Origin of the sequence: Burkholderia pseudomultivorans (genome assembly GCF_902499075.1) — a bacterium.
In the GTDB taxonomy this organism is placed as follows: Bacteria; Pseudomonadota; Gammaproteobacteria; order Burkholderiales; family Burkholderiaceae; genus Burkholderia; species Burkholderia pseudomultivorans.
Map to the genome: position 1 here is coordinate 30,698 of NZ_CABVPP010000010.1, position 23,151 is coordinate 53,848.

Genomic DNA, 23,151 nt, shown 5'->3' on the forward strand with positions numbered 1-23,151 from the left:
GCGGCCGCCGGTTTCGCCACTGGGAGCGCATCGCGCTCCCTTTTTTGTCGGTGCTCAGCCGCCGCGCAGCGCGTCGGCGACGGTGGCCGCGACGTCGTGCCATGCGCCCGGTGTGCGCTGGCGGACGATCCGGGCCTGCGGATACCACGGGCAGTCGTTGCCGGTGAACCAGCGCCAGTCGGCCGCGAACGGCAGCATCAGCCACAGCGGCTTGCCGAGCGCGCCCGCGAGGTGCGCAACGGCCGTATCGATCGTCACGACGCCGTCGAGCCGCTCGATCAGCGCGGCCGTATCGGCGAAATCGTTCAGCCGGCCGTCGAGGCGATGCACGCGCGGGTGCGCGTCGATGCGCGCGCGTTCGTCGTCGTCGAGCGCCGGTTGCAGCACGATCCAGTCGATGTCGGGCAGCGCGAGCAGCGGCGCGAGCGTGTCGAACGGCATCGAGCGGTTTTCCTGCGCCTGCCGGCGCCCCGACCATGCGAGGCCGAACTTGCGCTTCGCCTGTCCGCCGAGCGAGCCGCGAAAACGCCGGCGCGCGCTGTCGGGCGCGCCGAGATAGCGCGCGCCGGCCACGATGTCGGCCGGTTGCAGCCCGAGCGCAAACGGCAGGCTCATCAGCGTGCACGCGACGTCCGCCGCGGGCGGTTTCGCCGCGCCCTGCGCGACGAGCGTCACGCGCCAGCGCGTCGCGGCCGGCGCGAGCAGTGCGACGAGTTCAGGTTGCACTTCGAGCACGACGCGCGCGCAGCGTTCGCGCGCGCGCGGCACGAAGCGCACGAACTGCAGCGTATCGCCGAACCCCTGTTCCGCGCGGATCAGCAGCGTCTGCGACGCGATCGGTTCGCCGCGCCAGCGCGGCAGCGCGCCGATCGGCGTGGCGCCGGGCGTGTCGTGACGCGCTTCGTAGGCGGGCAGGCCGCGCGTGAAGTCGCCGAGCGTCAGCAGCGTGACCGCGCGGTGCAGTTGCGCGAGCGTGAGGTCGGGCGCGACGCGCAGCGCCTGGTCGAACGCGCGCAGCGCCATTTCGTGTGCGCCGAGCGCGTGATGCGCGTTGCCGAGATTCAGCCACGCGAGACTGAACGACGGGTCGAGACCGACCGCGCGTTCGTAGTAGGGCAGCGCGTCGCGATGCCGCGACTGCGCGCACAGCGCGTTCGCGAGCCCGAACAGCGCGAGCGGAAACGGCGGATGCAGCGCGAGCGCGGCCTCGAACGCGGCGGCGGCTTCCGCATGACGGCCCACCGCGTCGAAGGTGTTGCCGAGGTTGAAGTGCGCGGCGACGAAGCGCGGCTGCGCGGCGATCGCAGCCTGGAAATGCGCGATCGCGTCGTCGGCATGGCCCATCGCGCTCAACGCCATCGCGAGGTTGTTGTGCGCGCCCGCATGTCCGGGGCGCAGTTCGAGCGCGCGACGGAACGCGGCGAGCGCGTCGTCGTGGCGGCCGAGCGCGTTCAGCGCGTTGCCGAGGTTGTTGTAGATCGATGCGTCGTCGGGCGTCAGCCGCAGCGCGCGGCCGAATGCGTCGACGGCATCCTCGTGGCGTTGCAGCGCCGCATACGCGTTGCCGAGGTTGTAGTGCGCGAGCGGAAATTCGGGCGCGAGCGTCAGCGCATTGCGAAAGCGGTCGATCGCCTCGTCGAGCCGGCCGAGCGCCTTCAGCGCGTTGCCGAGGTTGAGCTGCAGCGCGGCGTCGTCTGGACGCAGCGCGACCGCGCGACCGACGAGATCGGCCGCCTCGGCATGCTGGCCCTGCTGATGCCGCAGCACGCCGAACAGATGCAGCGCGTCGGCGTCGGCGGGGTTGGTGGCGAGCGCCGCGCGATAGCCGTGCTCGGCCTCGGCGAGGCGGCCCGCGCGATGCGCGGCGTACGCTCGGTCGAATGCGGAATCCATGACGCGAAAACTGACGGAAAACGCGTATTTTCCCACACCGCGCGCGCCGGCCGCTCATCGGCAGGACGGCATATGGCCCCGTCACGCCGAGCGGCGTAGACTAAGGTCTGTTTGCATGGGGAGCGCGCATGCGAATGCCGGAAATCGCGCGTCGCGCGCGGCCGCTCTCGTGGCAACGCAAGCGCGTTCCGCATGCAACCAGACCCTCGGGCCGATGTGCGCGACAGGCGCATCGTCGCGCAAACCGGTCCCGGCAAGATCGTGTGTCATCGAGGTGCCCATGGCTGACACCCTTCTCGATATTCCGCCCGTGCTGATCGTCGGCGCGGGGCCGACCGGCCTTGCCGCCGCGATGAGTCTCGCGCGCGCCCGCGTGCCGGTGCGCATCATCGACAGGCTGGCTGCGCCGGCGCCGCATTCGCGTGCGATCGGCATCCAGGCGCGCACGCTCGAACTGCTGGAGCAGCATCGCGCGGTCGAGCCGTTCCTCGCGCTCGGGCATCGCGCGCATGCGGCTGCGCTGCATGCCGACGGCCGCGTGATCGCGCGGCTCGATTTCGATCCGCTGCAAACGCGCTATCCGTATCTGCTGTTGCTCGACCAGAGCGTCACCGAGCGGCTGCTCGCCGAACACCTGGCCGGCCTCGGCGTGACGGTCGAGCGCGGCGCGACGCTGGTCGCATGCGACAACGGCGGCACCTCGCTCGACGTGACGATCCGCGATGCCGACGGGCGCGACACACGCTGCACGCCGTCGTACCTGATCGCCGCCGACGGCGCGCACAGCACGGTGCGCCACCTGCTCGGCGTCGGCTTTGCCGGGCAGGCGTTCGAGCAGACTTTCCTGCTCGCCGATCTCGCGGCGATCCCCGACTGGCCGGACGACGAGATCCATCTGTTCACGACGCCCGCCGGCATCGCCGGCCTGTTCCCGATGGGCGACGGCCGTTACCGGCTGGTCGCCGACCGGCCGCCCGGGGGCGATGCGTCGCCCGACGCGTCGACCCCGTCGCTCGCGGAATGCGAAGCGATCGTGCGCGCGCGCATCGGCGCGTCGATCGCGACGAGCGATCTCGCGTGGTCGTCGTATTTTCATCTGCACAGCAGGATGGTCGGGCAACTGCGGCGCGGGCGCGTGTTTTTTGCGGGCGATGCCGCGCATATCCACAGCCCGGCCGGCGCGCAGGGCATGAACACCGGCATCCAGGAAGCGCTCAATCTCGGCTGGAAGCTCGCGCGCGTACTCGGCGCAGGCGCGCCCGAGCGGCTGCTCGATACCTATCACGCGGAGCGTCATCCGATCGAGCGCGACGTGCTGCGGCAGACGAGCTTCGTCACGCAGATCGCCGAAGCCGATCACGGCGCGATGAAGCTGCTGCGCGACCATGTGCTGCCGCTGCTGTCGTCGTTCGGGCCGATGCGCGACGCGGTGCGGCGCTCGGTCAGCGAGCTCGGCGTGCAGTACCGCAAGAGTCCGCTGACGCTCGAGCGCGTGCTCGACGGCGGCCCGCGCGCAGGCGAGCGCGCGCCCGACGCGGTCGTGCATGTGATCGACGGGCCGCTCGGTCAGGCGCCCGGTACGGCGCGGCTCTACGATCTGCACGATCCGGCGAGCTTCACGCTGCTGCTGCTCGAGGAGCAGCCGGCCGACGAAACGGAAGACGCGCCGCCGTTGGCGGCGGATGCGCAGTCGCTCGTGCAGGGCCTCGAGCGCATCATGCCGGACGCGGTGCGCGTATGGCGCGTCGCCGATGCCGAAGGCGACGGCGCGGCCGGACTGGCGCAAGCCTATGGCCGGTCGCGGCCGTCGTTCTATCTGCTGCGGCCCGACGGCTACGTCGCCGCGCGCGGTCGCGCGGCTTCCGATGCCAACGCGCTGCTGCGCCACTGCGAGACCTGGTTCGCGGGCACGCCGCTGCCCGCGTAGCGGCGGCTCAGGCCGGCGCCGCGGCCGGCACGAGCGAGGCGCGATGCGCGGCGATCGCGTCGCGCACGATCGGCATCGCGCGCTGCGCGCCTTCGCCCGCCGGGTCGTCGAGCGCGGCGAGCAGCGCGCGGCGCATCCGCGGTTCCCAGAAGCGCCGGATATGGTCGGCGATGCCGGCCAGCGCTTCGTCGCGATCGGGCATCGATTCGAAAAACGCGCCGATCTGGTTGGCCATGTCGATCAGGTGTTGCTGGTTCATCGCGGCCTCACTTGCCAGTCGTCACGGGAGCCGGCGCCGCGCGACGCTCGAGCAGGTCGAGCTGCTCGGCGTTGAAACGCGCATACGCACGCTGCCAGTCGGACGGCTGCGCGACCGGCATCACCTGCACGGCCGTTACCTTGTATTCGGGGCAGTTCGTCGCCCAGTCCGAACTGTCCGTCGTGATCACGTTCGCGCCCGATTCGGGAAAGTGGAACGTCGTGTACACGACCCCCGGCTGCATGCGTTCGGTCACGAGCGCGCGCAGCACCGTCTGCCCGGCACGCGATTCGATGCCGACCCAGTCGCCGCTCCGGATGCCGCGATCCTGCGCGTCGTGCGGATGGATTTCGAGGCGATCCTCTTGGTGCCACTGCACGTTCTCGGTGCGGCGCGTCTGCGCGCCGACGTTGTATTGCGACAGGATGCGGCCCGTGGTCAGGATCAGCGGATAGCGCTGCGTGACCTTCTCCGGCGACGCAATGAACTGCGTGATCACGAACTTGCCCTTGCCGCGCACGAACGTGTCGATGTGCATCGTCGGCGTGCCTTCCGGCGCGGCTTCGTTGCATGGCCACTGGATGCTGCCGAGTGCGTCGAGCTTCGCGTACGACACGCCCGAGAAGGTCGGCGTGAGCCGCGCGATCTCGTCCATGATTTCCGACGGATGCGCGTAATCCATCTCGTAGCCGAGCGCGCGCGACAGCATCAGCGTCACTTCCCAGTCCGCGTAGCCGGCCAGCGGCGGCATCACCTTGCGCACGCGCGAGATGCGGCGCTCCGCGTTCGTGAAGGTGCCGTCCTTCTCGAGGAACGACGAGCCGGGCAGCAGCACGTGCGCGTACTTCGCGGTTTCGTTCAGGAAGATGTCCTGCACGACGATGCATTCCATCGCCGACAGCGCGGCTGCGACATGCTGCGTGTTCGGATCCGACTGGACGATGTCCTCGCCCTGGCAGTAGAGCCCCTTGAAGCTGCCGTCGAGCGCCGCGTCGAACATGTTCGGGATGCGCAGGCCCGGTTCCGGTTGCAGCGTTGCCGACCATGCCTCCTCGAACAGCGCACGCACGCTCGCGTCGCCGATATGGCGGTAGCCGGGCAGCTCGTGCGGGAACGAGCCCATGTCGCACGAGCCCTGCACGTTGTTCTGGCCGCGCAGCGGATTGACGCCGACGCCTTCGCGCCCGACGTTGCCGGTCGCCATCGCGAGGTTCGCGATGCCCATCACGGTGGTCGAGCCTTGCGCGTGCTCGGTCACGCCGAGCCCGTAGTAGATCGCGGCGTTGCCGCCCGTCGCATAGAGCCGCGCGGCGGCGCGCACCTGTTCCGCCGGCACGCCCGTCACCTCGGCGGTCGCCTCGGGCGAATTCTCGGCACGCGACACGAACTCGCGCCACTGCTCGAACGCGCGCGTGTCGCAGCGCTCGGCGACGAACGCGTCGGCGACGAGCCCTTCGGTGACGATCACGTGCGCGAGCGCGTTGACCATCGCGACGTTGGTGCCGGGGCGAAGCTGCAGGTGATGGGTGGCCTTCACGTGCGGGCCGTCGACCACGTCGATGCGGCGCGGATCGATGACGATCAGCTTCGCGCCTTCGCGCACGCGGCGCTTCAGCCGCGAGCCGAACACCGGGTGGCCGTCGGTCGGGTTCGCGCCCATCACGACGATCACGTCGGCCTTGCCGACCGACGCGAAGGTCTGCGTGCCGGCCGATTCGCCGAGCGTCGTCTTCAGGCCATAGCCGGTCGGCGAATGACACACGCGCGCGCAGGTGTCGACGTTGTTGTTGCCGAACGCGGCGCGCACCAGCTTCTGCACGAGGTAGGTTTCCTCGTTCGTGCAGCGCGACGACGTGATGCCGCCGATCGAATCGCGGCCGTACTTGTCCTGCAGCTTGCGGAACTGCGTCGCCGCATAGGTGAGCGCCTCGTCCCAGCTCACTTCGCGCCACGGATCGGTGATCTTCGCGCGGATCATCGGCTTCGTGATGCGGTCCTTGTGCGTCGCATAGCCCCACGCGAAGCGTCCCTTCACGCACGCGTGGCCTTCGTTCGCGAGCCCGTTCTTGTGCGGTGTCATCCGCACGACCTGCGTGCCCTTCATCTCGGCCTTGAACGAGCAGCCGACGCCGCAGTATGCGCAGGTGGTGATCACCGAATGCTCGGCCTGCCCGAGCTGGACGACCGACTTCTCCTGCAGCGTGGCCGTCGGGCAGGCCGCGACGCACGCGCCGCAGGACACGCATTCCGACGCCATGAACGATTCGCTCTCGCCGGCGGCGACGCGCGATTCGAAGCCGCGCGCGGCGATCGTCAGCGCGAACGTGCCCTGCGTTTCCTCGCAGGCGCGCACGCAGCGATTGCAGACGATGCACTTCGACGGGTCGTACGTGAAGTACGGATTCGACTCGTCCTTCGCATCGCGCAGATGATTCGCGCCGTCGAAGCCGTATCGCACCTCGCGCAGGCCGACCACGCCCGCCATGTCCTGCAGCTCGCAGTCGCCGTTGGCGGGGCAGGTGAGGCAGTCGAGCGGGTGATCGGAGATGTACAGCTCCATCACGTTGCGGCGCAGCGCCTGCAGCCGGTCCGACTGCGTGCGTACCTTCATCCCGGCTTCGGCGGGCGTCGTGCACGAGGCCGGATAGCCGCGCCGGCCTTCGATCTCGACGAGGCACAGGCGGCACGAGCCGAACGGCTCGAGCGAATCGGTCGCGCAGAGCTTCGGCACGTTGACGCCGGCTTCGATCGCGGCGCGCATCACCGACGTGCCGGCCGGCACAGTGACGGGCTGACCGTCGATTTCGAGCGTCACGTCGGTATCAGCATGGCGCAGCGGCGTGCCGTAATCGGTATCGTCGAGCGGGTCGCGCGCACGCGCCTGGGTGGCGCTCTTGCACGCGCATTGGCCTGAGCCGCAGCCGCCTTGGCGGACGTTGTTCGTGTCGAGGGACATGCAGGGCTCCTTCTGGGTCAGGCCGCAGCCTTGACCGGACCCGACGCGGCATCCTTGCCGGCGGCGAGCCCGAAATCTTCGGGGAAGTGATCGAGCGCGGACAGCACCGGATACGGCGTCATCCCGCCCATCGCGCACAGCGAGCCGGCGAGCATCGTGTCGCACAGGTCGCGCAGCAGCGTGACCCGCCGCTCCGACGTATCGCCCTGGCGGATGCGCGCGATCGTCTCGACGCCGCGCGTCGAACCGATCCGGCATGGCGTGCACTTGCCGCACGATTCGATCGCGCAGAACTTCATCGCGTATTCGGCGAGCGCCGCGAGGTTCGACGTGTCGTCGTGCAGCACGATGCCGCCGTGGCCGACGACCGCGCCGATCGCCGCGTACGCTTCATAGTCGAGCGGCACGTCCCACTGGTGCTCGGGCAGGTAGGTGCCGAGCGGGCCGCCGACCTGCGCCGCGCGCGCGGGCCGGCCGCTGGCCGTGCCGCCGCCGAACTCGAACAGCAGCTCGCGCAGCGTGACGCCGAACGCGAGTTCGACGAGGCCGCCGTGGCGGATGTTGCCCGCGAGCTGGAACGGTAGCGTGCCGCGCGAGCGGCCCATCCCGTAATCGCGATAGAACGCGGCGCCGCGCGCGAAGATCACCGGCGCGGTCGCGAGCGTGATCACGTTGTTGATCACGGTCGGCTGGCCGAACAGGCCGGCGAGCGCGGGCAACGGCGGCTTCGCGCGCACGACGCCGCGCTTGCCTTCGAGCGATTCGAGCAGCGCGGTTTCCTCGCCGCATACGTACGAGCCCGCGCCTTTCGCGACATGCAGGTCGAACGCATGCGCGGAGCCGAGCACGTGCGCGCCGAGCCAGCCGGCCTCGCGCGCCCGTTCGATCGCGGCTTCGAGCGTCGCGATTGCGTCCGGGTATTCGCTGCGCACGTAGATATGGCCGATCGTCGCGCCGGTCGCGATGCCCGCGATGATCATCCCTTCGATCAGGCAGTACGGGTCGCTTTCCATGATCAGGCGATCGGAGAACGTGCCCGAATCGCCTTCGTCCGCGTTGCAGACGATGTATTTCTGCGTTGCGCGCGCCTGCCGGACCGTACGCCACTTGATGCCGGCCGGGAACGCCGCGCCGCCGCGGCCGCGCAGCCCCGATTCGATCAGCATCTCGCACGCGGCGTCGCCGTCGAGCGCGAGCGCGTTCTTCAGGCCGGCGAGGCCGTCGTGCCGCAGGTAGTCGTCGATCGACAGCGGATCGGTCAGCCCGATCCGCGCGAACGTCAGGCGCTGCTGGCGCGCGAGATAGGGCAGCGCGTCGACGAGGCCGACGCCGCTCGGATGCGCGCCGCCTTCGAGCCAGCCGGCGTCGAACAGTGCCGGCACGTCGGCGGCCGACAGGTTCGCGTAGCCGACGCGGCCCGCGGCCGTGCCGACCTCGACCAGCGGTTCGAGCCACAGCAACCCGCGCGAGCCGTTGCGGACCAGTTCGATCGCGGCGCCGCGCCGTTCGGCTTCCGCGACGATCGCGGCGGCGAGCGCATCGGCGCCGAGCGCCAGCGCGGAGGAATCGCGCGGGACGTAGATGCGGGTCGTCATGCGGCCTCCTCGGTGTGCGCGACCGCATCGGCCAGCAGCGCATCGAATTTCTGCGGCGTGACCTTCGCGTGCAGCACGCCGTTGACCGTCATCGACGGCGACTGCGCACACAAGCCGAGGCAGTAGACCGATTCGAGCGCGACGGCCTGCGCATCCGAAGCGTCGTGCGCGGCGTCGAACCGGCACCCCGTGCGCGCCTCCGCGTGTTCGGCAAGCGCCTCGCAGCCCATGCTGCGGCACGCTTCGGCGCGGCACATCTGGATCGTCACGCGTGCGGGCGGCACGGTGCGGAAATGGTGGTAGTAGGTCAGCACGCCATGCACTTCGGCGCGCGACAGGTTCAGCGCCTTCGCGAGCGGCGCGACGCAGCCCGGCGGCACATAGCCCGCGTCGTCCTGGATCGCGTGCAGGATCGCGACGAGCGACCGGCCGGCGCGCACGTGGCGCTCGACGAGGGCGTCGGGCGCGGGGGAATTCGGGGACATCGCTTATGCTCCTCCAAAGTCTCATATGCGCTGTGAATTCATATAATGCGCATTGCGACTTCGTTCTGATGGATTTTGGTCAACGATAAGCGGAAGATTGGACGGTCGCAATAAGAAATCGGAGTACATAATTGATTCGAATCGAATGCGACGCGTATCTGACCGTACGCGACACGGAGGGGCGCACCGCGAGTCTGTCGGAGGTCGCGCCGCTGCTGGAACTTGTGGCCGACACGGGCAGCATCGCGCAGGCTGCGCAGGCGAAAGGACTGTCTTATCGGCATGCGTGGGGCCTGCTGCGCGCGCTGGAGGCGTGCGTCGGCGGAGAACTGATCGAAACCGCGCGTGGCAAGGGCTCGACGCTGTCGGAACTCGGGCAGGCGGTCGTCGATGCGCAGCGCCTCGCGCGCAGCCGGCTCGACGGCAACCTGCGCGCGCTGGCGGCGGAAGTGGCGAGCGACCTGAACCGGCGGCTCGCGCAGCGGGACGGCGCGGTGCGCATACACGCATCGCACGGCTATGCGGTCGCGACGCTCGTATCGGCGCTGGTCGATGCGCACGCCGCGGTCGACATCAAGTATCGAGAGAGCGTCGAGGCCGTGCAGGCGCTGGCGCGCGGCGAGTGCGAACTGGCCGGCTTCCATCTGCCGCGCGGCGCGTTTCGCGCGCAGTGCGCGCAGATCTACCGGCCGTGGCTCGACGATACGCGTCACGTGCTGATTCATTTGACGCGTCGCCAGCAGGGGCTGTTCATTCCGCGCGGCAATCCGAAGCAGGTGCGCGGGCTCGCAGACCTGGCGCGCAACGACATCCGCTTCGTCAACCGGCAGCCGGGTTCGGGCACGCGCATGCTGCTCGACCTCGCGCTGCGCGCGATCGGCATCGATCCGGAGCGTATCGACGGCTATGCGTCGGCCGAACTCACGCACTCGGCGATCGCGGCGTTCGTCGCGAGCGGGATGGCCGATCTCGGCTTCGGCGTCGAGCCGGCCGCGCATCATTTCGGGCTCGATTTCATCCCGGTCGTCGACGAGGACTATTACTTCGCGTGCGAGCGCGCGCGGCTCGATGCGCGACCGCTCGCCGGCGTGCTGGCGCTGCTGCGCGACGCGCGTTTCGTCGAGCGCGTCGCGCATCTCGACGGCTACGATCCCGCTGCATGCGGGACGCTGGAAAGCGTTGCAGCGGGGCTGGCCGGCGACGATGGCGCGGCTCCGGCGCACGGCAATGCGCGGTAACGGGTGCGCGATCGAAGCGCGCTGCAGCAGAGGGGGATTTGCGCTACGCTTGCCGCTTGATCAACGTTCCAACAAGCACGCCGTTCAGGCGTCATTCCGCCATGAAACTTTCCGTTTCCCTCTCCGCGGCAGCGTTGACCGCGGGGCTTCTGGTCGCTGTCTCGCCGCTTGCGTTCGCGCAGAATTCGCCGGGCGTGCCCGGCGGCATCCTGACCGACCAGTTTCGCCTGAACGAACATCCGCAGATGCCGTTCGCGGCGTCGGCACCGTCGAAGAAATACCAGACCGGCAAGAAATCGGCGCTGCGCCGCAAGGGTGACATGGGCGACCCGAACGGTTGCAACCTGAAGTGCCCGATGGACGATCAGTGACGCGCCGACCGACAAGCGCGCCGACTGTCGGTTTCGTTGTCTCCGGGCCCCGCGAAGCGTTGCCGCTTCGCGGGGCTCGCGTTTTCTTGTCTGTCGAATGAATCGGGGCGCGGACAGGGTGGCGAGTCTCGCCGCTCATTGACTAGGGTTAACCCGAATTCAGGAAGTATATGTTCCTGAAACCTGCCTTATTCTTAAGCAGCTGCCTACATAAACTTCGGTTTGTCAGCGATGAGCAAGGTGTTCATCGCGAAAAACGGACAAATCTGGAGGTCAGTATCATGAAGTCGCTCGTTCAAGCTGTTGTCGTTGCCGCCGCTCTCGTTGCCCCGGTCGTGTCGTTCGCGCAGTCGGGCTCGACGATCACCCGCGCACAGGTCCGCGCTGAACTGGTTCAACTGCAGCAGGCCGGTTACAACTCGGCCCGCGGGGAAGATCCGCACTATCCGGAAGCGATCCAGGCCGCAACGGCCCGCGTCGCGGAACAACAGCGGGCGCTGGCGCAAGCGCAAGGTGCCGATGCCAGCGGCTACGGCGCACAGGCGCAGGGCGCTTCGGCATCGGGTTCGCGCGCGATCGGCGTGCGTCCGGCCAGCGATGAGGAAATGAAGTCGCTGTATCGCGGCAGCTAAGCAGCGCATCGCCCGGTTCGGCCATGCGCCGGGTGCGACGATGGGTCGTGCCGAGGCTGCGGCGCCGGGCGGGCCGCCGTGGCGAGCGATGCGCGCGCAGCGGCGGCCGAACATCCGTCACCTCCTGTCGCCGGGATGCCGGCGACATTCCGCCTGGCCCGTCCGGGGCTGGGCGCTTTTTCGAAAGACTGAGGTGCTTGTGCGTTTTGCCGGCAACAAAAACCCCGCAGACTTGCGTCGTGCGGGGTTCGTGCGTGTTGCGCGGTGGGGCGTCACTCGAATTGTGGCGTGTAGGCCACGCCAGTAAATGGCGTAGACATTTCGGCTTTGAAATGTACCCCCCCAGAAATACCCCCAAACTCTCGATGCTATCCCTCGATCGCCACGATTGACGCGCGGCCTGCATAGCGGCGCGTCGTCGGCGCGAACACTGTCCCGAATCGCAGAAAGAGATGCAACTGCGCAGGGCGTGCGGAACCGCAGATACGGCGGAACTGGTTGAGGGCAGGCTGTCGGCCCCAAGTGCCGCGGGGCGCCATGAAGTCGGTTGGGATAGTTGCTACCCGATCGAAGGCCGACGGCTGATTGCGCGCAGTCCTTTCTGCTCGCCGGAGACGCGCGCGTAGCGTGCGCGCCTTGACAGCAAAGTGGTTCGCCAGCGCGGCGCCGTCGCCGTCGAACTGGTCGAACATGTGAAAGTACGCGACCGCTTCAGAGAACTGCGCGGCGACGATTTGCGCGGTTTCCTCGATTTCCTCTTCGCGCTCGAGCGCGGAGTGCGGCTCATAGTGGGCCGGACCGGCCAAGCGAGCAGCAAGGGCGTTTTCCCGAGTGTCCCCGTTGTCGTCCTGATCCTCCTCGTCCAGCCTCACGGCAAAACGCATCGCGCGGTTCACGAACTGGCCGAACAGCTTGTGGAGCCGAGTGACGTCGGTTTCCTGAAGATCAGTGTCTTCTGGCTCGACCGTTCCGCCCCGTTCAGCCTTGATTTCCTCGGCGATGATCCAAGCTTCGCTTTTTAGGTCGTCGACAGTGTGCTCGCCTTGAGTCAGCTTGGCGATATACCGAAGGTGGCGAAGCATGGGCGCGATAAGCCGCTCGAAGAATGACGCGTCGTGACGTTTTGTCATGCAGTTCCTTTCGAGGGAGTGGGAAGGCGGATTCGCGTTTCGAACCCGCGGCCGCCGCTTAGTTCGCGCCGACCTCCCCGGCAGAGGGTTCGCACTGCCCGTTTTCGTGGATACCGGCCCGGATACCGGTTGCCTGGATACTGGGCTGAACCGTGGCAACCCCACTGGAAACCTCTCGTCTGAAAACCTGGTGAGGTCGGCCTTTACCTCGGCGACCGTACGCTCGGACGGACCTGTTTCCGTGCGAACCTTAGTGCAAACCTCGGTCCTGCGAACCGGCACCTCGGTCGCTGCTCGGACAAGGATTCAGTCGGAAAACCGAGGTTTCCGTGGCAACCTCACGCCTGGGAATCAGCGCATCAGCCTTAGCCTGTATGTGTTGGTTGGATTCCGCGCCAGCGCGGGTCGACAGGGCGGGACGCACGTTGACTCACGCCGTGCCGACGCACCGAAGGCTGAGAATCCAAGCGCGCCGACCGCTGACTGAGCAACCTGTTCGCGGGCCTCACGGGCGGCCAGTGCGGCGCGTGTGGTCGTGTCGGTCAGCGGCATGGGGGTATCTGTGCACGGGGGTATGTCTGATACCCCCGGAAATACCCCCAAATACCCCGGCTGTCATGGTGAAACTTTGGCGTCGCTGGAAGTAAAAAACCCGCGAAGCCTTGTGCTGTCGCGGGTTTCTGTACTTCCTCGGAACATCTCGGAAGGGAATTTGGTGGAGGCGGCGGGAATCGAACCCGCGTCCAGAAGCGCTCCACGACTAGTTCTACATGTTTAGTTCTGTCTTTTGATTTAACCGCAGCGACGCGGACGAACACGCTGCGCTACGGCGATTCGCTAGGTTTTCGACCCTGGCGTCGCGACGCCGACAGGGCTTAACTGACGTATATGACCTCTGGCGGTATTGCTACCGGTCTTGCGACTCTAGCCCGTCAGTGAACTAGGCAGAGGACGGCGGCCCTTAGGCTGCCAGTGCGAACGTATCGTCGTTTGCAGTTACGATTTTCCCATTGATTAACGAGGTGACGGGTCCTCGACATGCCCTAGCCGCTTCACAACCCCTGTCGAAACCAGGTCGCCCCCGCGGATAAGATCTAGCATTATAGCCCAACATCGCGCAGCAGTTCGCGCAACTGCTGCGTCGTGTCGACGAGGTGCTGCGCCTGCCAGTCGCCCGGCGCGGCGCCGTCGCCGCAGTAACCGTACGCGGCCGCGACCGTCGCCATCCCGGCTGCGCTGCCGGCCTGGATGTCGCGCAGATCGTCGCCGACGTAGACGATGCGCTCGGGCGCCAGCGTCAGTTCGCCGGCCGCGTGCAGCAGCGGGGCCGGATGCGGCTTCGAGTGCGGCGTTGTGTCGCCCCCGACGATGCAGGCCGCGCGCGGCGCAAGGCCGAGCAAATCGACGAGCGGTGCAGTGAGCCGCATTGCCTTGTTCGTCACGATGCCCCAGCGCACGCCGCGCGCATCGAGCTCGTCGAGCACGTCGCCGATGCCGGGGAACAGCGTCGTATGCACGCACAGGTCGGCCGCGTAGTTCGCCAGGAATTCGTCGCGCATCGCTTCGTAGCCGGGCGATTGCGGATCGATGCCGAACGCACCGCCGAGCAGGCCGCGCGCGCCGGCCGACGCGAGCCGCCGCAATGCGTCGAGCGGCGTCTCGGGCAGGCCGCGCACGCGCTGCATCTTGTTGACGGCAGCCGCCAGGTCGGGCGCCGTGTCGGCGAGCGTGCCGTCGAGGTCGAACAGCACCGCGGCGCAGTGCTGCAGGCGCGGCTCGTCGAGCACGGTCCGCGCGGGCGAGAGGAGAGTCGTCATGCCGGTCGGAAGGTCACGCGCCGCGGCGGCACGCGACCAGATAGTTGATGTCGGTGTCGTTCGACAGCGCGAAGCGCTTGCCGAGCGGGTGATAGGTGATGCCCTTGATCTCGACGATGTGCAGATCGGTCGCGCGCACGAAGGCGGCCAGTTCCGACGGGCGGATGAAGCGCGCGTAGTCGTGCGTGCCCTTCGGCAGCATCTGCGCGATGTACTCCGCGCCGATCACGGCGAACAGGTAGGACTTCAGGTTGCGGTTCAGCGTCGAGAAGAACACCCAGCCGCCCGGTTTCACGAGTGTCGCGCAAGCGGCGACGATGTCGGCCGGCGACGGCACGTGTTCGAGCATTTCCATGCAGGTGACGACGTCGTAGCTGCCGGGCTCGCGCGCGGCGATCGCTTCGGCGGCGATGGCCTCGTAATCGACCGAGATGCCGCTTTCGAGGCTGTGCAGATCGGCGACGCCGAGGGCTTCGGTCGACAGGTCGATGCCCTTGACCTGGGCACCGAGCCCGGCCATCGATTCGGACAGGATGCCGCCGCCGCAGCCGATGTCGAGCGCGCGCTTGCCGGCCAGATGCGCATGCGAGTCGATCCAGCCGAGCCGGACCGGGTTCAGGTCGTGCAGCGGCTTGAATTCGGCATTCGGATCCCACCACCGATGGGCGAGGTCGCTGAATTTCTGGAGTTCGTGCGGATCGGCGTTGGTCATGTCGGCAAACGGGCTACGGGAGGAGGGCGGTGCAACGGTGCATCAGCCCCGAGTATATAAGAAGCGGGCGAGCGACGAAGCGGCGGCGGGCGTCAAAGAAAAAGCCCCGCCGGAGCGGGGCTTTGAGGCAGTCGAAAACCGCGGCTTACTGCGCCGGAACGGTCGTCTTCTGCACTTCTTGCGTACCGACCACTTCGACTTCCACGCGGCGATCCGGTGCGAGGCAGGCGATCAGTTGCTTGCGGTTCTTCTGGTTGCAGCCCGTCGTGACCGGGTTGCGCTTGCCCTTGCCTTCCGTGTAGATCTTGTTGGCCGGGACACCCTTGCTGACCAGGTACGACTTCACGGCTTGAGCACGGCGCAGCGACAGGCGGTCGTTGTACTTGTCCGAACCGATGCGGTCCGTGTAACCCGTTGCGACGACCACTTCCGTGTTCATGCCTTCGATCTTCGAAGCCAGTTCGTCCAGCTTCTGCTTGCCCAGCGGCTTGAGCGTTGCCTTGTCGAAGTCGAACAGTGCGTCAGCCTGATACGTGATCTTCTGGCTCGTGATGGCCGGAGCAACCGGAGCGACCGGCGGCTGCGGTGCCTGGGCGACCAGTGCGCCATCGCACTTCGCGTTGGCGGTGGCCGGCGTCCAGAATGCGTCGCGCCAGCAGAGCTCGTTCGTGCCGTTCATCCACACCCATTCGCCCGTGCCGTTCACCCAGTTGTCATTGACGGCTTGACGCGACGCCGGCACCGACTGTGCCGAAGCGGATGCAGCCATAACTGCGGTAGCTGCAATGAACGCGAGCTTTGAAAGTTTATTCATATTTCTCCTCTCGAAATTGAGATTACCGCAGGTTTACTGCGAGCCTGTTGACGATGACAAGTCATACATTGCTCGAAGTATAACATTGGTGCGGCACAAAAAACGCGGCGCCGCTCTGTGTAGACTTCGAGCAGCGTCTAACTTTCAGTGCGTTGGCATTTTGCCATATCGTTCCCTTCCTACGAAAAAAAATCCTCCCCACCCCAAGATCGCCTTGACGATTGTGGTGCATGCGCAACACCGGCTTGCCGCAACTTTCAGAAATTGTCAAGAGTGTGACGGGGAAATTGCGCGGGAAGCGAGGAGCGTCCATTCGCGCGCGTGACGCGGATGTGACAACGCGGCCTGCGGCGCCGCGACAGCGAGGGTCCGGCGGTGGCCGCAATTTCCGCCTTATATATAGAGAGGGGCCCCGAATTGGCGGCTGATGGGCGCATGTTAGAATCTCGCGTTGCGTTGCGCATGCATCGCTCACGCGAAAGGCGTTCCCGTCTTCGCTCCGAAAAGATACGGATACATGGATCAATTCGCCAAAGAGACCCTGCCCACCTCCCTCGAGGAGGAAATGCGCCGTTCGTATCTCGATTACGCGATGAGCGTGATCGTCGGACGTGCCCTCCCGGATGTCCGCGATGGCCTGAAGCCCGTGCACCGGCGTGTGCTGTTCGCGATGCACGAACTGAACAACGACTGGAACCGGGCGTACAAGAAGTCGGCGCGTATCGTCGGCGACGTGATCGGTAAGTACCACCCTCACGGCGACAGCGCGGTCTATGAAACGATCGTGCGGATGGCGCAGGACTTCTCGCTGCGCTACATGCTGGTCGACGGGCAAGGCAACTTCGGCTCGATCGACGGCGACAACGCCGCCGCGATGCGTTACACCGAAATTCGCATGGCGAAGATCGGTCACGAGCTGCTGTCGGACATCGACAAGGAAACCGTCGACTTCGGGCCGAACTACGACGGCAGCGAGATGCAGCCGCTGATCCTGCCGGCGCGGATCCCGAACCTGCTGATCAACGGCTCGTCGGGCATCGCGGTCGGCATGGCGACCAACATCCCGCCGCACAACCTGAACGAAGTCGTCGATGCGTGCCAGCATCTGCTGAACAATCCCGAAGCGACGATCGACGAGCTGATCGAGATCATTCCGGCGCCGGACTTCCCGACGGCCGGCATCATCTACGGCGTCGCCGGCGTGCGCGACGGCTACCGCACCGGGCGCGGCCGCGTCGTGATGCGCGCGGCCACGCACTTCGAGGAAATCGACCGCGGCCAGCGGATGGCGATCATCGTCGACGAGCTGCCGTACCAGGTCAACAAGCGTTCGCTGCTCGAGCGCATCGCCGAGCTCGTCAACGAGAAGAAGCTCGAGGGCATCTCCGACATCCGCGACGAGTCCGACAAGAGCGGCATGCGCGTCGTGATCGAGCTCAAGCGCGGCGAAGTGCCGGAAGTGGTGCTGAACAACCTGTACAAGGCGACCCAGCTGCAGGACACGTTCGGCATGAACATGGTCGCGCTGGTCGACGGCCAGCCGAAGCTGCTGAACCTGAAGGAAATCCTTCAGTGCTTCCTGTCGCATCGCCGCGAAGTGCTCACGCGCCGCACGGTCTACGAACTGCGCAAGGCGCGTGAACGCGGCCACGTGCTCGAAGGCCTCGCGGTCGCGCTCGCGAACATCGACGAGTTCATCGCGATCATCAAGGCCGCGCCGACGCCGCCGATCGCCAAGCAGGAACTGATGGCGAAGGCGTGGGATTCGTCGCTCGTGCGCGAGATGCTGACGCGCGCCGAATCCGAGAACGCCGCGGCGGGCGGGCGCGACGCGTACCGTCCGGAGGGGCTGAACCCGGCGTTCGGCATGCAGGGCGACGGGCTGTACAAGCTGTCCGACACGCAGGCGCAGGAAATCCTGCAGATGCGTCTGCAGCGCCTGACCGGCCTCGAGCAGGACAAGATCATCGGCGAATACCGCGACGTGATGGCGCAGATCGCCGACCTGCTGGACATCCTCGCTCGCCCCGAGCGGATCACGACGATGATCGGCGACGAGCTGACGTCGGTGAAGGCCGAGTTCGGCGACGCGCGCCGCTCGCGGATCGAGCTGAACGCGACCGAGCTGAACACCGAGGACCTGATCACGCCGCAGGACATGGTCGTCACGATGTCGCACGCGGGCTACGTGAAGTCGCAGCCGCTGTCCGAGTACCGCGCGCAGAAGCGCGGCGGGCGCGGCAAGCAGGCGACGCAGATGAAGGAAGACGACTGGATCGAGACGCTGTTCATCGCGAACACGCACGACTACATGCTGTGCTTCTCGAACCGCGGCCGCGTGTACTGGATCAAGGTGTACGAAGTGCCGCAGGGCTCGCGCAACTCGCGCGGCCGTCCGATCGTCAACATGTTCCCGCTGCAGGACGGCGAGAAGATCAACGTCGTGCTGCCGGTCAAGGAGTTCTCGGCCGACAAGTTCGTGTTCATGGCGACGTCGCTCGGCACCGTGAAGAAGACGCCGCTCGAGGCGTTCAGCCGTCCGATGAAGAAGGGCATCATCGCGGTCGGCCTCGACGACGGCGACTACCTGATCGGCGCGTCGATCACCGACGGCGCGCACGACGTGATGCTGTTCTCCGACGCCGGCAAGGCCGTGCGCTTCGACGAGAACGACGTGCGGCCGATGGGGCGCGAGGCGCGCGGCGTGCGCGGCATGCAGCTCGAGGATGGCCAGCAGGTCATCGCGCTGCTGGTGGCCGGCAGCGAAGAGCAGTCGGTGCTCACCGCGACCGAGAACGGCTTCGGCAAGCGCACGCCGATCACCGAATACACGCGTCACGGCCGCGGCACGAAGGGTATGATCGCGATCCAGACGTCCGAGCGCAACGGCAAGGTCGTGGCTGCGACGCTGGTCGACCCCGAGGATCAGATCATGCTGATCACGACGGCCGGCGTGTTGATTCGCACGCGCGTGTCGGAGATCCGCGAGATGGGACGCGCGACGCAAGGTGTTACACTCATCAGTCTCGATGAGGGTACCAAGCTCTCTGGCCTGCAGCAGATCGCGGAGGCCGAGGAGGGCGACGGCGAGGCCGACGAGGCGTCGGACGGCGAAGCCTGAACGGATGAGACTATCGAGCCGCCGCAGGCGTGCCGCGCAAAGGTTTGAGCGCGGCGCGATGCGGCCGGCGAGAAACCATTCATATTTCCAAAGGGAGTGATGATGCAAAAGCAATTCAAGCAACTGGTCCTGCTGGCCGCACTGGTGCCGACGTTCGCGATGGCGCAGGCGCTGTCGAATTCCGCACCGGCTGCGCCCGCGGCAGCTGCGCCGATCGACGCCGACAAGAAGGCAGCGATCAAGGATCTGCTCGACGCGATCGACGCGCCGAAGCTCGTGTCGGCAATCGGCAACAGCGCCGAGATGCAGGCCAAGCAGCTCGTACCGGCGATCCTGTCGGACGCGCTGTCGGAGAACAAGACGCTGAACGACAAGCAGAAGCAGGCCGCCGTGCCGACGCTGCAGAAGAACGCGGTGCCGAAGCTGGTCGACGGCGCGGGCAAGGTGTTCGGTACGCAGGCGTTCAACAACGACGCGATGCAGGCTCAGTACGACGCGTACGCGAAGTACTACAGCACGTCGGAGATCAAGGATCTGACGACGTTCTACAAGAGCCCGACGGGCCGCAAGTTCATCCAGGTCCAGGATCAGGTCGGCCGCGACGTGGTCAACGGCCTGATGCAGAAGTACATGCCGCAAGCGATCCAGGCGACGCGCGCCCAGGCCGACAAGGAAGTCGCGGCAGTCAAGCCGGGCAAGTAAGCCGTCCGGGCACGCCCCCGGCCGTTCGGCCGGGTTTGGCGGGAGCCTGATGACAGTGCGATAATGGCCGTTTGCGCGCGAGCGCAAGCGGCCATTTCCTTTCTGGCGCGGCTGATTTGCAATGACAGGCGGCGGCACGTCGCCGGTCGCGTCCCTCCCGAGGTTTTCACGATGCGCGTCTTTAATTTCTCCGCCGGTCCCGCGGCGATGCCGGAAGAAGTGCTGCGGCAAGCGGCCGACGAAATGCTCGACTGGCACGGCAGCGGCATGAGCGTGATGGAGATGAGCCATCGCGGCAAGGAATTCATGTCGATCCACGAGGCGGCGCTGACCGACCTGCGCGATCTGCTCGGCGTGCCGGCCAGCCACCGCATCCTGTTCCTGCAGGGCGGCGGCATCGCGGAGAACGCGATCGTGCCGATGAACCTGCTCGGCTCGCGCAAGACGGCCGATTTCGTCGTCACGGGCTCGTGGTCGCAGAAGTCGTTCAACGAGGCGAAGAAGTACGGCACGCCGCATCTGGCCGCGACCGGCAGGACGCAGGACGGCTTCACGCGCGCGCCCGCCCGCGCCGAATGGCAGTTGTCCGACGATCCGGCCTACGTGCATCTGTGCACCAACGAGACGATCGACGGCGTCGAGACGTTCGAGATTCCCGACCTCGGCGACGTGCCGCTCGTCGCGGACGTGTCGTCGCACATCCTGTCGCGCCCGATGGACGTCGCGAAGTACGGCGTGCTGTTCGGCGGCGCGCAGAAGAACATCGGGATGGCCGGCGTGACGCTCGTGATCGTCCGCGAGGACCTGCTCGAGCGCGCGCTGTCGATCTGTCCGTCGGCGTTCGAATGGAAGACCATCGCTGCCAACAATTCGCTGTACAACACGCCGCCCACCTATGCGATCTACATCGCGGGCCTCGTGTTCCAGTGGCTGAAGCGGCAGGGCGGGCTCGAAGCGATCGAGGCCCGCAACATCGAAAAGGCGAAGCTGCTCTACGACACGATCGACGCGAGCAGCTTCTATCTGAACAAGGTCGAGCCGGCGGCGCGTTCGCGGATGAACGTGCCCTTTTTCCTGGCCGACGAAACGCGCAACGAAGACTTCCTTGCCGGCGCAAAGGCGCGCGGGCTGCTGCAGCTGAAGGGCCACAAGTCCGTCGGCGGCATGCGGGCGTCGATCTACAACGCGGTGCCGCTCGAGGGCGTGAAGGCGCTCGTCGAGTACATGAAGGACTTCGAGCAGCGCGGCGCCTGACGGCGGCGCTGTTCAAACAGCACGGCAAAACGCATGGACGACGAACTGAATTCCCGCCTCAAACCGCTGCGCGACCGCATCGACGCGATCGACGCGCAGCTGATCTCGCTGCTGAACCAGCGCGCCGCGGTGGCGCTGGAAGTGGGCGAGGTCAAGAAGCATTTCAACGCGCCGGTGTTCCGGCCGGAGCGCGAGCTGCAGGTGATCGCGCGCCTGCAGGACATGAGCGCGGGCCCGCTTGCGGGCGAGCACATCAGCGCGATCTGGCGCGAGATCATGGCCGCGAGCCGCGCGCTCGAGCAGACGATCCACGTTGCGTTCCTCGGGCCGGTCGGCACGTACAGCGAACAGGCGATGTTCGAGTATTTCGGCCAGTCGATCGAGGGGCTGCCGTGTCCGTCGATCGACGAGGTGTTCCGCTCGGTCGAGGCTGGGGCCGCCGCGTTCGGCGTCGCGCCGGTCGAGAATTCGACCGAGGGCGCCGTGTCGCGCACGCTCGATCTGCTGTTGCAGACGCAGCTGCTGATCAGCGGCGAGTTCGCGCTGCCGATCCATCACAACCTGCTGACGCTGAACGGCTCGCTCGACGGCGTGACGCGCGTCTGCGCCCATGCGCAGGCGCTCGCGCAGTGCCAGCAGTGGCTCGCGGCGAATGCGCCGCAGCTCGAGCGGCAGGCCGTGTCGAGCAACGCCGAGGCCGCGCGCCTCGCGGCGGCCGATCCGTCCATCGCGGCGATCGCCGGCGATCGCGCGGCCGCGCACTACGGGCTGCAGATCGCGTTCTCGCTGATCCAGGACGATCCGCACAACCGCACGCGCTTCGTGATCATCGGCAAGCAGCCGGCCGGGCCGAGCGGGAACGACCAGACGTCGCTGATCGTGTCGGTGAAGAACGAGCCGGGCGCGGTGTTCAAGCTGCTCGAGCCGCTCGCGCGGCACGGCGTGTCGATGACGCGCTTCGAGTCGCGTCCGGCGCGCGTCGGCACGTGGGAGTACTACTTCTACATCGACATCGAGGGGCACCGGGACGATGCGCCGGTCGTGGCCGCGCTCGCGGAGCTCGGCCAGAAGGCCGCGTTCCTGAAGATACTCGGTTCGTATCCGCGCGCGCGCTGACCGCGCGACGGCTTCATCGCGCGGCGCGCACGCATCGCGGCGATGCGGGCAGGGCGGGGCGGCCGGTGGATCGGCCAGCGCTGCCTGAGGCGGGTTCGGGCGGCATCCGGCGCAGCGCGCGCGGGGTGCGGGCCCGTGGCCCGGGATCTGGAATTCCGTGCGTGAGGCTTCGGCCCGCGTGCGTCACTTGGCTCTTGTCGTGTCAGGCTTTGCATTCAACAAACTGGTCATTTTCGGCGTCGGCCTGATCGGCGGATCGCTGGCCCGCGCGCTGCGCGAGCGCGCGCCGGGCGGCGCGGGCGAGATCGTCGGCGTCGGCCGTTCGCGCGCGTCGATCGAGCATGCGCTGTCGCTCGGCGTGATCGATCGCGCGGCGTCGCTCGACGACGACGCGCAGTTGCGCGCCGCGCTCGCCGGCGCCGATCTCGTGCTGCTGGCCGCGCCGGTCGCGCAGACCGGGCCGCTGCTCGCGCGCATCGTGCCGTGGCTCGACGACGCGACGATCGTCACCGATGCGGGCAGCACCAAGTCCGACGTTGTCGCGGCGGCGCGCGAAGCGCTCGGCGCGCGGATCGCGCAGTTCGTGCCCGGGCACCCGATCGCCGGGCGCGAATCGAGCGGCGTCGAGGCCGCGCTGCCGGACCTCTACGTCGGTCGCAACGTCGTGCTGTGCCCGCTGCCGGAGAACGCGCCCGAGTCGGTCGCGCGGATCGACGCGATGTGGCGCGCGACCGGCGCCGACGTGCGCACGATGAGCACGGCGCAGCACGATCGCGTGTTCGCGTCGGTCAGCCATCTGCCGCACGTGCTGTCGTTCGCGCTCGTCGAGCAGATCCTCGGCGAGGCCGATGCCGAACTGAAGTTCTCGTATGCGGCCGGCGGTTTCCGCGATTTCACGCGCATCGCGGCGTCGAGCCCGGAAATGTGGCGCGACGTGTGCGTCGCGAACCGCGCGGCGCTGCTCGACGAGCTCGACAGCTATACGCGCGTGCTCGCGCGCTTGCGCGACGCGATCGACGCCGGCGACGGCGCGGCCCTCGAAGCCGTGTTCGCGCGCTCGCGCGCGGCCCGCAAGGCGTGGCAGGAGCGCGGCGGCCAGCCCGCTGCCGAACCCGTCAAGAAATAACAG

The 23,151-nt window shown here is 67.3% G+C and carries 18 protein-coding genes and 1 other RNA gene; 9 read left to right on the forward strand and 10 right to left on the reverse strand.

Translation table 11 applies throughout. The features are described from left to right. Positions 1 to 54: 54 nt before the first annotated feature. Positions 55 to 1,893, reverse strand: a complete 1,839-nt coding sequence (locus tag BST28156_RS09755; protein WP_174902088.1) for a tetratricopeptide repeat protein — start codon at positions 1,891 to 1,893, stop codon at positions 55 to 57. Between the two features lie 280 nt (positions 1,894 to 2,173). Here BST28156_RS09755 and BST28156_RS09760 point away from each other — a divergent pair, with 280 nt between their 5' ends. Next, the gene (locus BST28156_RS09760; RefSeq protein WP_174902089.1) at positions 2,174 to 3,820 is read left to right on the forward strand and encodes an FAD-dependent monooxygenase; all 1,647 of its coding nucleotides are present in this window, start codon (positions 2,174 to 2,176) and stop codon (positions 3,818 to 3,820) included. 7 nt (positions 3,821 to 3,827) lie between these two features. On the opposite strand, the gene BST28156_RS09765 is transcribed toward BST28156_RS09760, so the two are convergent. From BST28156_RS09765 to BST28156_RS09780, 4 genes are read right to left on the reverse strand one after another with little or no spacing between them, the layout of a single operon-like run. Further along, on the reverse strand, positions 3,828 to 4,079 hold the full coding sequence (locus tag BST28156_RS09765; RefSeq protein ID WP_060242623.1) for a formate dehydrogenase subunit delta: 252 nt from the start codon (positions 4,077 to 4,079) through the stop codon (positions 3,828 to 3,830). Positions 4,080 to 4,086: 7 nt separating this feature from the next. Beyond that, positions 4,087 to 7,035: a formate dehydrogenase subunit alpha gene (gene fdhF, locus BST28156_RS09770; protein WP_174902090.1), complete on the reverse strand. Its 2,949-nt coding sequence runs from the start codon at positions 7,033 to 7,035 to the stop codon at positions 4,087 to 4,089. A gap of 17 nt (positions 7,036 to 7,052) precedes the next feature. Then, on the reverse strand, positions 7,053 to 8,630 hold the full coding sequence (locus tag BST28156_RS09775) for a formate dehydrogenase beta subunit (protein WP_174902091.1): 1,578 nt from the start codon (positions 8,628 to 8,630) through the stop codon (positions 7,053 to 7,055). Continuing rightward, positions 8,627 to 9,115, reverse strand: a complete 489-nt coding sequence (locus BST28156_RS09780) for an NAD(P)H-dependent oxidoreductase subunit E (RefSeq protein WP_174902092.1) — start codon at positions 9,113 to 9,115, stop codon at positions 8,627 to 8,629. The genes BST28156_RS09775 and BST28156_RS09780 overlap by 4 nt, the downstream gene beginning before the upstream one ends. A gap of 131 nt (positions 9,116 to 9,246) precedes the next feature. Here BST28156_RS09780 and BST28156_RS09785 point away from each other — a divergent pair, with 131 nt between their 5' ends. From BST28156_RS09785 to BST28156_RS09795, 3 genes are all read left to right on the forward strand, one after another. Further along, complete coding sequence (locus tag BST28156_RS09785; protein ID WP_174902093.1) at positions 9,247 to 10,353, forward strand: substrate-binding domain-containing protein; 1,107 nt, start codon at positions 9,247 to 9,249, stop codon at positions 10,351 to 10,353. Between the two features lie 101 nt (positions 10,354 to 10,454). Continuing rightward, a complete protein-coding gene (locus BST28156_RS09790; RefSeq protein WP_040126890.1) occupies positions 10,455 to 10,724 on the forward strand; it encodes a hypothetical protein in 270 nt (89 codons plus the stop codon). Positions 10,725 to 11,005: 281 nt separating this feature from the next. Continuing rightward, entirely contained in the window at positions 11,006 to 11,356 is a 351-nt protein-coding gene (locus BST28156_RS09795; protein WP_060242632.1) for a DUF4148 domain-containing protein, read from the forward strand. A gap of 368 nt (positions 11,357 to 11,724) precedes the next feature. Here the strand turns inward: BST28156_RS09795 and BST28156_RS09800 are convergent, their stop codons facing one another. The 5 genes from BST28156_RS09800 to ompA form a co-directional block, all read right to left on the reverse strand. Next, positions 11,725 to 12,486, reverse strand: coding sequence for a hypothetical protein (locus BST28156_RS09800; protein ID WP_174902094.1), 762 nt, complete (start codon positions 12,484 to 12,486; stop codon positions 11,725 to 11,727). Positions 12,487 to 13,199: 713 nt separating this feature from the next. Beyond that, positions 13,200 to 13,569: a transfer-messenger RNA gene (ssrA, locus tag BST28156_RS09805) on the reverse strand. 17 nt (positions 13,570 to 13,586) lie between these two features. Continuing rightward, entirely contained in the window at positions 13,587 to 14,303 is a 717-nt protein-coding gene (gene gph, locus BST28156_RS09810) for a phosphoglycolate phosphatase (protein ID WP_174902095.1), read from the reverse strand. A 13-nt stretch (positions 14,304 to 14,316) separates the two neighbouring features. Continuing rightward, complete coding sequence (gene ubiG / locus BST28156_RS09815) at positions 14,317 to 15,015, reverse strand: bifunctional 2-polyprenyl-6-hydroxyphenol methylase/3-demethylubiquinol 3-O-methyltransferase UbiG (protein ID WP_060242640.1); 699 nt, start codon at positions 15,013 to 15,015, stop codon at positions 14,317 to 14,319. 145 nt (positions 15,016 to 15,160) lie between these two features. Next, positions 15,161 to 15,829 carry an outer membrane protein OmpA gene (gene ompA, locus BST28156_RS09820; protein WP_040126893.1) on the reverse strand — a complete coding sequence of 223 codons (669 nt, stop codon included), beginning with the start codon at positions 15,827 to 15,829 and terminating at the stop codon, positions 15,161 to 15,163. Positions 15,830 to 16,346: 517 nt separating this feature from the next. Between ompA and gyrA the strand changes: the two genes are divergently transcribed. From gyrA to BST28156_RS09845, 5 genes are all read left to right on the forward strand, one after another. After that, a complete protein-coding gene (gyrA, locus tag BST28156_RS09825; protein ID WP_060242641.1) occupies positions 16,347 to 18,950 on the forward strand; it encodes a DNA gyrase subunit A in 2,604 nt (867 codons plus the stop codon). 102 nt (positions 18,951 to 19,052) lie between these two features. After that, entirely contained in the window at positions 19,053 to 19,652 is a 600-nt protein-coding gene (locus BST28156_RS09830) for a DUF2059 domain-containing protein (protein ID WP_060242710.1), read from the forward strand. Between the two features lie 171 nt (positions 19,653 to 19,823). After that, a complete protein-coding gene (gene serC / locus BST28156_RS09835) occupies positions 19,824 to 20,906 on the forward strand; it encodes a 3-phosphoserine/phosphohydroxythreonine transaminase (RefSeq protein WP_174902096.1) in 1,083 nt (360 codons plus the stop codon). 33 nt (positions 20,907 to 20,939) lie between these two features. Beyond that, positions 20,940 to 22,022, forward strand: a complete 1,083-nt coding sequence (gene pheA / locus BST28156_RS09840; protein ID WP_060242645.1) for a prephenate dehydratase — start codon at positions 20,940 to 20,942, stop codon at positions 22,020 to 22,022. 199 nt (positions 22,023 to 22,221) lie between these two features. Further along, positions 22,222 to 23,148, forward strand: coding sequence for a prephenate dehydrogenase (locus tag BST28156_RS09845; RefSeq protein WP_174902097.1), 927 nt, complete (start codon positions 22,222 to 22,224; stop codon positions 23,146 to 23,148). Positions 23,149 to 23,151 lie beyond the last annotated feature (3 nt).

Excerpts from the sequence above, each read along its gene's own strand:
- BST28156_RS09795 (WP_060242632.1), top strand. The coding sequence starts at position 11,006 with ATGAAGTCGCTCGTTCAAGCTGTTGTCGTTGCCGCCGCTCTCGTTGCC.
- BST28156_RS09760 (WP_174902089.1), top strand. The coding sequence starts at position 2,174 with ATGGCTGACACCCTTCTCGATATTCCGCCCGTGCTGATCGTCGGCGCG.
- BST28156_RS09780 (WP_174902092.1), bottom strand. The coding sequence starts at position 9,115 with ATGTCCCCGAATTCCCCCGCGCCCGACGCCCTCGTCGAGCGCCACGTG.
- fdhF (WP_174902090.1), bottom strand. The coding sequence starts at position 7,035 with ATGTCCCTCGACACGAACAACGTCCGCCAAGGCGGCTGCGGCTCAGGC.
- pheA (WP_060242645.1), top strand. The coding sequence starts at position 20,940 with ATGGACGACGAACTGAATTCCCGCCTCAAACCGCTGCGCGACCGCATC.
- ompA (WP_040126893.1), bottom strand. The coding sequence starts at position 15,829 with ATGAATAAACTTTCAAAGCTCGCGTTCATTGCAGCTACCGCAGTTATG.
- BST28156_RS09775 (WP_174902091.1), bottom strand. The coding sequence starts at position 8,630 with ATGACGACCCGCATCTACGTCCCGCGCGATTCCTCCGCGCTGGCGCTC.
- BST28156_RS09765 (WP_060242623.1), bottom strand. The coding sequence starts at position 4,079 with ATGAACCAGCAACACCTGATCGACATGGCCAACCAGATCGGCGCGTTT.
- serC (WP_174902096.1), top strand. The coding sequence starts at position 19,824 with ATGCGCGTCTTTAATTTCTCCGCCGGTCCCGCGGCGATGCCGGAAGAA.
- BST28156_RS09755 (WP_174902088.1), bottom strand. The coding sequence starts at position 1,893 with ATGGATTCCGCATTCGACCGAGCGTACGCCGCGCATCGCGCGGGCCGC.
- BST28156_RS09790 (WP_040126890.1), top strand. The coding sequence starts at position 10,455 with ATGAAACTTTCCGTTTCCCTCTCCGCGGCAGCGTTGACCGCGGGGCTT.
- BST28156_RS09830 (WP_060242710.1), top strand. The coding sequence starts at position 19,053 with ATGCAAAAGCAATTCAAGCAACTGGTCCTGCTGGCCGCACTGGTGCCG.
- gyrA (WP_060242641.1), top strand. The coding sequence starts at position 16,347 with ATGGATCAATTCGCCAAAGAGACCCTGCCCACCTCCCTCGAGGAGGAA.
- ubiG (WP_060242640.1), bottom strand. The coding sequence starts at position 15,015 with ATGACCAACGCCGATCCGCACGAACTCCAGAAATTCAGCGACCTCGCC.
- BST28156_RS09800 (WP_174902094.1), bottom strand. The coding sequence starts at position 12,486 with ATGACAAAACGTCACGACGCGTCATTCTTCGAGCGGCTTATCGCGCCC.
- gph (WP_174902095.1), bottom strand. The coding sequence starts at position 14,303 with ATGACGACTCTCCTCTCGCCCGCGCGGACCGTGCTCGACGAGCCGCGC.